This window comes from Streptomyces sp. N35 (genome assembly GCF_016464295.1).
Taxonomy (GTDB): Bacteria; Actinomycetota; Actinomycetes; order Streptomycetales; family Streptomycetaceae; genus Streptomyces.
In genome coordinates this window covers 1-10282 of sequence record NZ_JAEIMH010000116.1, presented here as the reverse complement: position 1 = coordinate 10282, position 10282 = coordinate 1, and the positions used below count along the sequence as shown (strand labels likewise).

The following is a 10282-nucleotide window of genomic DNA, read 5'->3' as shown; positions in this document are numbered from 1 at the left end:
CGCTCCCGGCGGCCCCGCCGCCCGCCGGCGCGGTGTCCTGGGCCCCGGCGGTCCCGGCGGCCCCGGCGGCCCCGTCGGCGCCGCCGGTCGTGTCCTTCGCGCCGTCCTTGTCCTTGCCGCCCGGGGGCGCGGACGCCTTGTGGGACTTGTCGGGCGCCGGGGCGGTCGGGTTCTTGCCGGCGTCGCCCGGACCGGCGCTGCCGTGGGGTCCGGAGGTCGGAGCGACCGGCTTCGCGGTGTCGTCGGTCGCGTCGGGGCGGGTCAGCAGGAACGCGCCGACGGCGACGGCCGCCACGGTGAGGGCCATGGCGACGGCCACGTAAGGCTTCTTGGCGCGGGTGCGACGGGTGGGGTGAGTGCCGCCGGTGCCCGGGTTGTGGTGACCGTGCGCGCCCCCGACCGGCGGCGGGGACCCGAACTGGCCGGGTGGAGTGGGTGGCCCGTACTGCCCGGGAGGCGTCGAGGCCCCGTACTGACCGGGAGGCGTGGGTGACCCGAACTGCCCGGGTGGAGTGGGTGACCCGTACTGGCCAGGCGGCGTCGGGCTCCCGAACTGGCCGGGTGGGGTCGAGCCTCCGTACGCCCCCGTCCCGTACCCCTGTCCCTGCGCGGCCCCGTACCCCTGCGGCGCGGGCGAGGGGGCGCGGACCGTCGGGGCGCGGAAGTGGCCGGTCTGGTGGGCCGTGGCGCGGTGCAGCACCTCGTAGGCGTGGCCGCGCTCCACGAGCCGGCCGTGCAGCGGTTCCTGCCAGGCGGGCGTACGCGGGTGGGCGTCGGCCGCGGCGATCAGCTGCTGCGGCGTGGGCCGCAGCGCGGGGTCCTTGGCGAGGCAGGCCGTGAGCAGCGCCGCCAACGACGCGTCCGCGAGGGTGAGTTCGCCGATGACCTCGGCCATGGGTTCCTCGAAGGCGACCCGGTGCATCACGTCCACACCCGTGCCGTCGCCGAACGGGGCGTGCCCGGTCGCCGCGTACACCAGGGTGCACGCGAGCGAGAAGACGTCCGAGACCGTGTCGCAGCGGCCGTCGCGCAGATACTCGGGCGCCATGTACGCGGGCGTGCCGACCCGGGAGCCCGTGCTGGTGATGGCGCTGCTGTCGACGGCCTGCGAGATGCCGAAGTCGATGACGTGCACGCCCTGCGCGGACAGGATCACATTGGACGGCTTGAGGTCCCGGTGCACGATGCCGGTGGCGGCCAGCCCGTCCAGCGCGCGGCCGAGTTCCCCCACCAGGCGCCAGACGCCGGCCGGCTGGAGCACTCCGCTCTCCCGTACGGCGTCGGCGAGGTTGAGCCCGGGGACGTACTGCGTGGCCATCCACAGCAGCCGGTCCTCGAACCCGGTGCCGAGCAGGCTGGGCGCGTGCGGGGTGCGGACCTGTCCGTGTACGGCGGCCTCGCGCTCGAAGCGCCGCCGGAACTCGGCGTCCTCCGCGTACTCGGGCCGGATCACCTTGACGGCGGCGAGCCCCGGCCGGTCGTCGGCGGGCCGCGCGAGATAGACGCGTCCCATGCCGCCGCTGCCGAGCATGCCGATCGCCGCGTACGGGCCGATCGTGCCGGGATCGCCGGACCGCAGCGGTTCGGCCCCCGCCTGCCCCAAGGCGGCCTGGAGCGCGGACAGTTGTGCCTCGTCCATGGTCGGCCGGCCCGTCAGTAGCTCTGCGGGGCGCCGGCCGGAGCCTGGCCCGGCGGCGCCGGGTACGCGGTGTTGCCGTACGGCTGCGCGAGGAGCGGGGCGGGAGCGCGCCGGGCGCTGCCCATCGAGACGGCCACGGCGCCGATCATCAGGCCGACTCCGCCGAGCCCGGCGATCAGCGGCTCGTTGTCGTCGGTGGTGGAGACCACGGCGTTGGTCGACTCACAGGTCTCCTTGGGGATGGGACGCTCGGTCGTGCCCGTGTTCACCGTGGTGCACTCGTAGCGGAAGTCGACGATGGCGTTCCGTGACTGGTGCGCCTCCGAGAAGGCGAAGGCGAACAGGCCGAGCCCGCCGAGCAGGAACAGGATCTGGGCCACGCGCGCGACGGGATGCATACAGCGAACTCCACCTTGACCGGGCTTGCGCCCCTGGTTGTACGGCACCGGATGGGGGCGCTGCGGCCGGACGGACCACGGCAGATGCAGACGTTCACGAGGGCGGCCTTCGAGGCCGGCCCTGTCGGCGCGCCTCCCCCGTGGCGCGCCGCACCAGTATCGGGTCACTCGGGCCCCGGGGGAACCTCTAACGTTCCAGGGTGCGCGTCAGCACCGCTTCACCAGGCGGTGCGACCGCGGGGCGTACGTCCCCGCCAGGTTGCCCTGGGCCCTCGCGGCCGTGCAGCCGGTGCGCAGCGTCTCCCGCTCCAGGTCGAAACCGGCGGGTGTGAAGTCCCGCCCCCGGAAGTACTCCACCCCGTGGAACGCGGCCGGGTCACCTGCGTTGTAGTAGACCGACCGCACCGGCGCGTGCCGGGTCCAGGCGCAGGTCTCGGGCCCCGCCAGCCAGTCGGGATCCGATGCGGCCCAACTGCACATCTGTCCCTCGCCGTTGTCCTCGCTGAAGAAGCAGACGGATCGCGCGGGGCAGTGGTGATAGCCGTAGCCGACTTCCGCCCCGCCGCTTTCGTATACGACCGCCGAGCCGAGTGCGACGGCCAGGCCCAGGAGCGCCGCCGCGGCGGCCACCCATGCGGGCCGCCCCCGAAGCAGCCGCGGGGACCGCAGCCGGGAGGGGGAGCCCGCGGCCCGCTCGACCCGCCGCAGCAGGGACGACGCGTCGTGCCGGGCCCGCTCTTCGTGCGTACGGGCGAGGCAGTCGGTGAGGATCTCCCGCCAGGAGCCCGGGAGTTCGGGTGACAGGCGCAGATCCGCGGTGCCCCGGGCGTAGCGCACCAGGGCGTCGCCGCGGGCCTCGGCCGTGCTGCCCGGCAGCGGATGTGTGCCGGTCAGGACGAGATGGGCGAGGACCCCGAACGCCCAGAGGTCGGTGCTGGGGCGGATCTGCTGTCCGCGCTCGCCGAGTTCGGCCCAGTGGAGTTCGGGCGGGGTGTGGTCGGGGGTCGAGAAGCCGGGGGAGTAGGCGGCGGCGCCCTCCAGCTTCGCCGCCAGACCGAAGTCGGCGAGCCGCACCGAACCGTCCTTCATCAGCAGGACGTTGGCGGGCTTGAGGTCGCCGTGCACCCAGCCCGCGCGGTGCAGCTGGTGCAGCCCTTCGCAGACCTGGACGAGCAGCGCGGGACCGGCCGCGGGCGCCGGCGAGCGGCGCAGCAGCGCGGCGAGGGAGGTCTCGGCCTTCTCCAGTACGAGGACGGTGGCGCCGTCGAGCCCGGGCCGCCCCGGAGCGTCCGCCGTGAGCGTCTCGTACAGGCGGATGATGCGCGGAGCGCGCAGCCGGCTGAGCAACTCGGTCTCGCGCTCGGCCAGTTCCCGCAGGGCGTTGAACCGGTGCGGCGTACGGGTGCCCGTGGGCAGGAACTTGAGCGCGGCCACGGCCGGCAGCTCTCCGTCCGGCTCCGGGTCCGCCGGGTCTGCCGGGTCTGCCGGGTCCGCCGGGTCTGCCGGGTCCGCCGACGTGCGAAGTGCCTGCGAGTCCGCCGAGATGCGCCGCGCCGCGTACACACTGCCGAACGCCCCGTCGGCCAGCGGTTCGAGCACCTCCCAGGAGCCGACGCGAAAGCCCTTCGGCACGGGCACGGCGTACGGGGACTCGGTCACGGCGCCATCTCGGGTGCGGTGCGGCCGAGGACGGCGAGATCCTCTTCCCGTACGAGATCGAAGCGCAGGGCGAGCGAGACCAGGGACTCCTTCTTGCCGTTGAGCCGCAGCCCCGGCTCATGGTCCTCAGGCCCGCGCTTGAGGCGCAGCTTCACCGCGAGGTAGTCGATGTTCCAGTACACCGACGAGCGGGTGGCCGACGGCCAGGCGTGCCGCAGCCGTTCCACGATCCGGTCGACCGTGGGCACCGGGGCGTGCGGGGCGCCGCGCAGCCGCGGCTCGCACAGGGCGGCGAGCACCGCGTAGTACCGCTTGGTGCGGTCGAGGGCGAAGGCCGGGGCGGTGGCCGGTCCGGACAGACCGCTGCGCGGGGCGGTGCGGTACGCGTGGCGTGGCGCCCACACCTCGAACGCGAGCAGCTCGCCCGCGGCGGGCAGCACGACCCGGGAGAACTCGAACGGCACCGGGGCGTCGACCCGGCCGGGCGCGATCTTGATGTGCTCGCCCGCACCCTCCGGGTTCTCCACCACGTACGTCTGGTTCTCGCTCAGGTTGTCGATGATCCAGAAGGCGTGGTGCGCGGTGATCTCACCCGCGATCCGGGGCACCCCTTCGTGGCCGAGTTCCAGACCCCCTGCGGGGACGTCCCGCCCGAAGGGCAGTACGTCGCCGGACGCGAGCTCGATCCGTCCGTCGTGCGGTGTCCGTTCCCCGCCACCGGCCGGTGGCACCACGATGATGCTGTGCATCCTTCGTCCCCCTCATGCCCCGCAGTCCCCCTGTGCGCCGCAGAGCAGTCAGCGTAAGGGGAGTCCGGGGCGCAGGGGAAAGCTTCACCCGGGCGTGGCCTGTCGGGCCGCACCGGGGAGCCCGTTGAGCGCTCTCGCCTCGTCGAGGGCGCGCAGGCGCAGCCGGGTGCGGGTGCGCAGCTCGTCCTGGTACGGGGCGAGGGTCACGTCCCACGCATAGCGCAGGGCCTCGGTCCGCTCCGCCCTCGTCGTGGCGTCGGGTGGGGCCGTGGGCGCCGGCAGCTGGTCGAGGAGTGTGTTCACGCGGGTCCAGGTCTCGGCGTCCCCGTACAGCCGCTCCCGCGCGCGCGTCCGGCAGTTCGCGGCGTCGTGCCGCTCGCGGCAGTCCGCCACCAGGGCCTGCTCGGCCAGGTCGAGCTCGGCCAGCTCGGCGCGGGACAGGGCGCGGCCGCCCTGGCAGGCGGCGCGGGCGTTGTCGTAGCGGATCAGGGATTCACGGGACAGGGCCGTGCGGTAGCCGGGCGGTGCCGGGTCCGGATGGCCGTAACGCTCCAGGCAGGTACGGGTGGTGACGAGTTGCCGCGGTTCCTCGGCGGCTGATCCCCCTGTGGTGGTGCAGCCGGTCGCGGCGGCGCTCCACACCGCCGCGACCGCGCACACCGAAACGAAACCTCGCTTCATGGCGGTGCGTCCCCCCAAGCGCGCCACCCCCCGTGGTGGCGCGGTCGTCACGCTAGGGGGAGTCCTGGGCGCCGGGTACCTCGGAGGTCTGAGGTTGCTCCCGGAGACGGATCATCAGAGGTCGCTCTCCGGGACGGATCACAGATGCTCTCCGGGACGGATCACAGGTCGCTCTCCGAGACGGTCGGCCCGGGATGGGCGTCCTCGGCGTCGCAGCGCGGGATCCAGCTGTGGGAGCGCAGTTTGTAGTCGCCCTTGAGATTGCCCTGCTGGTTGACGCTGGTGCAGCCGGCGCGTTCGCTGTCGCGCTCGAGCTCGACGCCGGTCGGTACGAAGCCGGGGCCGCGCCAGTACGCGACGCTGATCTCCTTCGTACGCTCCTGGTTGTTGTTGAAGACCGACTTCACGGGCCGCTCCCCGGACCAGGCGCAGCGCGACCTGCCGCGCAGCCAGTCGTCGTCGTCCCCGGCCCAGTGGCACATCTCCCCGTTCCCGTTGACGTCGCTGAAGAAGCACACCTCGCCGGCCGGGCAGCGGTGATAGCCGTACGTCACGGAAGGCTCGGGCCACAGGGCGTACACCGTCGCGGCCGCGGCGAAGACGGCGGCCGAGGAGAAGGCGGCCCACCCCGCGCGCCGGGGGAGTTTCCTGCGGGACGGCAGCCGCAGCCGGCGCGCCCTCGCCGCGCCCGTGAGGCGCCGTATCCGCCCGAGCAGCGCCCGCGCCCGGTGCGCCGAGCGCTCCCGGTGCGTGGCGGCGAGGCAGTCCCGTACCAACGGGCGCCAGCCGTCGGGCAGTTGCGGGGAGAGCCGCAGCTCCTCCTCGCCGAGCGCATAGCGCACCGCCGCGTCCCGCCGCACCGCCGCGGTGCCTCCGGGCAGCGGATACGACCCGGTGAGCACCACATGGGCGAGGACCCCGAACGCCCAGATGTCCGCACTCGCCCGTATCTGCCGCCCGCGCTCGCCGACCTCCGGCCACACCAGCTCGGGCGGGGTGTAGTCGGGGGTGGAGAACGCCGGTGCGTAGGCGTGGGTGCCCTCCAGCTCGGCCGCCATGCTGAAGTCACCGAGACGCACCGAACCGTCCGCCATCAGCAGCACATTGGCCGGCTTCAGATCACCGTGCACCCAGCCCGCGTCGTGCAGCTGCGCAAGGCCCTCGCACACCTCGGCGAGCAGCTTTGGCGCCTGTGCGGGGACCCCGGAGTCCAGGAGCGCGTCGAGCGAGGTCCTCGCCTCCTCCAGTACGAGGACGGTGGCGCCGTCGAGCTCCGGGTGTTCCGGATCGTCCACCGTGAGCGCCTCGTACATCCGGATCAGCCGCGGCGCACGCAGCCGGCTGAGCAACTCGACCTCGCGCTCGGCCAGTTCGCGCAGATGGTTGAGCCGGCGCGGGGTGTGCGTACCGGTCGGCAGGAACTTGAGCGCCGCGCGCCGCGGGGTGCCCTCGCCGGTCCTGCGGGCCCCGTACACACTCCCGAACGAACCGCTGGCCAGCGGCTCCCGGACCTCCCAGGACCCGACCCGGTAGCCGCGGGGCACGGTCACCGCGTACGGCTGCGCGGTCACCGGCCGGCCTCCTGCCGTACCTCTGCCTCCTGCCGTACGGCGCAGGGCAGCACGGCCAGATCGTCCTCCCGTACGAGATCGAACCGCAGCGCCAGGGAGGCCAGGGCCTCCTTCTTGCCGTTGAGGCGCGGCCCCGGGCCTGCCTGTTCCGCGGGCGGCTTGAGGCGCAGCTTCACCGCGAGATAGTCGATGTTCCACTGCACGGTGGCCCGGTTCGCCGCGGGCCAGCCGGGCGCGAGCCGCTCCACGACCTGCTCCACCGTCGGTACGGGGGCGTGCGGGGCGCCGCGCAGCCGCGGCTCGCACAGGGCGGCGAGCACCGCGAAGTAGCGCTTGGCGGGGTCGAGCGAGAAGGCCGGCAGGGTCTCCGTACCGTCCAACGCGTCGCCGTGGCGCGGCAGATGGTCATGGCGCGGCGCCCACACCTCGAACGACAGGAGCTCACCCGCGGCCGGCAGGACCACCCGTGCGAACTCGAACGGCACCGGTGCGTCCAGGCGCCCCGGCCCCACCTTGATGTGTTCGCCCGCGCCCTCCGGGTTCTCCACCACGTAGGTCTGGGTGCGGCTCAGGTTGCTCAGGATCCAGAAGGCGCCTTGCGCGGCGATCTCGCCCGCGTGCCGCGAGACGCCCTCGTGGTCGATGGTCAGGCCCTCCACCGCGCGCCCGAAGGCGAGCTTCTCGCCCGGGCGGAGCCTGAGTTGATGTGCCGGTCCCGGGCAGTGCGGCGGCACGACGATGATGCTGTCCAGACTGTGCACCTGGTCCCCCCATGTAGCCGGACCCCGTCAGGGTAGGGCGCGCGCGAAGGGCCGCACCCCTCTTCGTACGAAGATGAGGTACGGCCCTTTCGTTCCGGTTGCACGCGCGGGACGCACGCCGCTCAGTAGCGGGGGCGTGCGAACCAGGCGGTGCCCGAGGAGACCGCCGGGGCGGCGGTGATGATGGCGCCGAAGACGACCCACAGAAGCGGGAAGATCACCGCGCTGGCCATCCCCGTGTCGAGGCCGACGAACAGGAAGATCAGACCGGCGATGCAGCCGAGCGCACCGTAGACGATCGTGGTGACGCGGATGCCCTGGCCGCCGCTGCCGAACTTGACGCCGAGGGTGATGGAGAGCGCGGCGAGACCCGCGAGGATGAGGGCGACGACGATGCCGACTCCGGCCGCCACGTCGGCGAAGTCCGAACCCGCGCTGGAGCCGAAGTCGTCGGCGGTGTCGGAGATGTCGTTGGCGATGGCCGCGACGTAGAGGTAGCCGAGGGCGCCGATGATCTGCACTGCCGAGATGATGAACAGGAACACCCGGGCCGTCACCAAAAGCCCCGGCATCGTCTGCTGCATCGGATTGCCGCCCGGGTAGGCGGAGTACCCCGGGTAGCCGGGCTGCTGCTGGGGATAGCCGTAGCCCTGCTGCGGCGGCACAGAGGGCGGTGCCTGCTGCGGGTAGCCGTATCCGGGCTGGGCCGGCGGCTGCTGGGGCGGCTGACCATAGGGGTTGTTCGGGTCGCCGTAACTCATGGCGCTTGACTCCTCCGTGGGTAGTGCGGGGACGACGCGGTTCGCACCAGGCTCTGTCGTCGGACTCCCGCCGTCGCCCGAAGGGCGGCCCTGCGGCGTCTGGTGCGTGCGATCGCAAGGCGCCGGAGCGCCCTCGTGGCGGAGCCACGTGGGCGTTTCGGCAACGCAGCGAGCGTGCGTGCCAGACGTCGTGGGGCAGGCGGGAGTCCGACGACAGAGCCTGAGGAGGAAGGTCTCGATGTTCAGCGGCCGTCCCCCCGGTTACTCCCGCGGCACTGTGCCGGACATGGTTCTAGGCGGGCCGTGTGCTTGTCCACCCGCATTCCAGATGTGTTGTGCAAGTGCAACCTCCTCGATCTTGAAATCGGCGGGCCGTCCGGACGTGGCCCAGTCCATCGGGCAGCCGATTGGAGACCGGACGCCCGGATCGGCGAGGATGGGTCCCATGACCGCCCAGATTCTCGATGGCAAGGCCACCGCGGCCGCGATCAAGGCCGAGCTCGCCGTCCGCGTGGAAGCGCTGAAGGCCCGCGGCATCACCCCCGGACTCGGCACCGTGCTCGTCGGTGAGGACCCCGGCAGCCAGAAGTACGTCGCCGGCAAGCACCGCGACTGCGCCCAGGTCGGCATCGCCTCGATCCAGCGCGAGCTGCCCGCGACGGCCTCGCAGGAGGAGATCGAGGCGGTCGTCCGCGAACTCAACGAGGACCCGGCCTGTACCGGCTACATCGTGCAGCTGCCGCTGCCCAAGGGCATCGACGAGAACCGCGTCCTCGAGCTGATGGACCCGGACAAGGACGCCGACGGTCTGCACCCGATGAACCTCGGCCGCCTCGTCCTGAACGAGCCGGCCCCGCTGCCCTGCACGCCCAACGGCGTGATCACGCTGCTCCGCCAGTACGGGGTGGAGATCAAGGGTGCCGAGGTGGTGGTCGTGGGCCGTGGCGTGACCATCGGCCGCCCGATGCCGCTGCTGCTCACCCGCCGCAGCGAGAACGCGACCGTGACCCAGTGCCACACCGGTACGCGCGATCTGGCCGCCCATCTCAAGCGCGCCGACATCATCGTGGCCGCGGCGGGCGTACCGCATCTGATCAAGCCCGAGGACGTGAAGCCGGGCGTCGCGGTCCTGGACGTCGGTGTCTCGCGCGACGAGAGCGGCAAGATCGTCGGCGATGTGCACCCCGGTGTCGCCGAGGTCGCGTCCTGGATCTCGCCCAACCCCGGCGGCGTCGGCCCGATGACCCGCGCCCAGCTGCTCGTCAACGTCGTCGAGGCCGCCGAGCGCTCGGGGAACGGTGGCCCCAGTGCCGGCTGAGGGCGCGGCGGCTTCCCGGGACGGCGAAGACCCCGAGAGGGCGGCGGTCTCCCCGGACGGCGAAGACCCCAAGGGCGCGGCGGTCTCCCCGGACGGCGAAGACCCCAAGGGCGCGGTCTCCCGGGACGGCGAAGGCTCCGAGCGCGCGGCGTCGACGGCGGACGGTGGCGGCCGCGAGGACGCGGCGGGCGCGGGGCCGGCGCAGGAGCCCGCGGAGCCGACAGCGCGGTCGGCGGTGTTCGGGGGGGGCCCCCCGGCCAAAAAGTCCCCCCCCTTCCCCCTGTCCACCAAGGACACCCCACGCCCCGAGGGCGGCGGCCGCGCGGCGCCGGGTGACGCACCGGCGCCGGCCCGGCAGTGGCCGATGCTCACGGTGCTCGGGGTGACCGCCCTCGGCCTGGTCCTCACGGCCTTCGACGTCTGGCGCATCGGCACCCTGCTGATCGGTGTCGCGCTGCTCATCGGCGCCGTGCTGCGCAGGATGCTGCCGTCGGTCGGGATGCTGGCGGTGCGCTCGCGGTTCACCGACATGGTCACGTACGGCGCGCTCGGTGTGGCGATCGTGCTGCTCGCGCTGATGGCGCAGCCGAAGCCCGTCCTGGAGATCCCGTTCCTGGACGAGACCCTGCACTTCACGATCAGCAGTTAGCGGCGCTCCGGGCTCCGGGGCGCCGGGCGGGGGAGCGGGCCGGGCTCCGGCCCCCGCGCCGCCCCGGGCTCCCCGGGCAGCTCCCACGCCGCCCCC

At 73.3% G+C, this 10282-nt stretch carries 10 protein-coding genes; 2 read left to right on the top strand and 8 right to left on the bottom strand.

Features of this window, described 5'->3' with window-relative positions:
- The 8 genes from JAO81_RS38045 to JAO81_RS38010 form a co-directional block, all read right to left on the bottom strand.
- The coding region (locus JAO81_RS38045) for a serine/threonine-protein kinase (protein ID WP_199552573.1) at positions 1 to 1639 on the bottom strand (1639 nt) is incomplete at its 3' end.
- Between the two features lie 14 nt (positions 1640 to 1653).
- A complete protein-coding gene (locus JAO81_RS38040; protein ID WP_199552572.1) occupies positions 1654 to 2037 on the bottom strand; it encodes a hypothetical protein in 384 nt (127 codons plus the stop codon).
- Between the two features lie 207 nt (positions 2038 to 2244).
- Positions 2245 to 3696, bottom strand: coding sequence for a serine/threonine-protein kinase (locus JAO81_RS38035; RefSeq protein WP_199552571.1), 1452 nt, complete (start codon positions 3694 to 3696; stop codon positions 2245 to 2247).
- A complete protein-coding gene (locus JAO81_RS38030; RefSeq protein WP_199552570.1) occupies positions 3693 to 4445 on the bottom strand; it encodes an FHA domain-containing protein in 753 nt (250 codons plus the stop codon). The genes JAO81_RS38035 and JAO81_RS38030 overlap by 4 nt, the downstream gene beginning before the upstream one ends.
- 84 nt (positions 4446 to 4529) lie before the next feature.
- Positions 4530 to 5126, bottom strand: a complete 597-nt coding sequence (locus JAO81_RS38025; protein WP_199552569.1) for a hypothetical protein — start codon at positions 5124 to 5126, stop codon at positions 4530 to 4532.
- 161 nt (positions 5127 to 5287) lie between these two features.
- Positions 5288 to 6697 (bottom strand): serine/threonine-protein kinase, encoded by a 1410-nt coding sequence (locus tag JAO81_RS38020; protein ID WP_199552568.1) that lies wholly within the window; start codon positions 6695 to 6697, stop codon positions 5288 to 5290.
- Positions 6694 to 7449, bottom strand: coding sequence for an FHA domain-containing protein (locus JAO81_RS38015; RefSeq protein ID WP_199552583.1), 756 nt, complete (start codon positions 7447 to 7449; stop codon positions 6694 to 6696). Before JAO81_RS38015 ends, JAO81_RS38020 begins: the two co-directional genes overlap by 4 nt.
- 131 nt (positions 7450 to 7580) lie before the next feature.
- Complete coding sequence (locus JAO81_RS38010) at positions 7581 to 8219, bottom strand: hypothetical protein (protein ID WP_199552567.1); 639 nt, start codon at positions 8217 to 8219, stop codon at positions 7581 to 7583.
- Between the two features lie 445 nt (positions 8220 to 8664).
- Between JAO81_RS38010 and JAO81_RS38005 the strand changes: the two genes are divergently transcribed.
- The gene (locus tag JAO81_RS38005) at positions 8665 to 9537 is read left to right on the top strand and encodes a bifunctional methylenetetrahydrofolate dehydrogenase/methenyltetrahydrofolate cyclohydrolase (RefSeq protein WP_199552566.1); all 873 of its coding nucleotides are present in this window, start codon (positions 8665 to 8667) and stop codon (positions 9535 to 9537) included.
- On the top strand, positions 9527 to 10186 hold the full coding sequence (locus JAO81_RS43815) for a DUF3017 domain-containing protein (RefSeq protein ID WP_307814124.1): 660 nt from the start codon (positions 9527 to 9529) through the stop codon (positions 10184 to 10186). The genes JAO81_RS38005 and JAO81_RS43815 overlap by 11 nt, the downstream gene beginning before the upstream one ends.
- The last annotated feature ends 96 nt before the right edge of the window (positions 10187 to 10282 follow it).

Coding starts and splice junctions, on each gene's coding strand:
- JAO81_RS38040 (WP_199552572.1), bottom strand. CDS start 2,037: ATGCATCCCGTCGCGCGCGTGGCCCAGATCCTGTTCCTGCTCGGCGGG.
- JAO81_RS38030 (WP_199552570.1), bottom strand. CDS start 4,445: ATGCACAGCATCATCGTGGTGCCACCGGCCGGTGGCGGGGAACGGACA.
- JAO81_RS38005 (WP_199552566.1), top strand. CDS start 8,665: ATGACCGCCCAGATTCTCGATGGCAAGGCCACCGCGGCCGCGATCAAG.
- JAO81_RS38010 (WP_199552567.1), bottom strand. CDS start 8,219: ATGAGTTACGGCGACCCGAACAACCCCTATGGTCAGCCGCCCCAGCAG.
- JAO81_RS38025 (WP_199552569.1), bottom strand. CDS start 5,126: ATGAAGCGAGGTTTCGTTTCGGTGTGCGCGGTCGCGGCGGTGTGGAGC.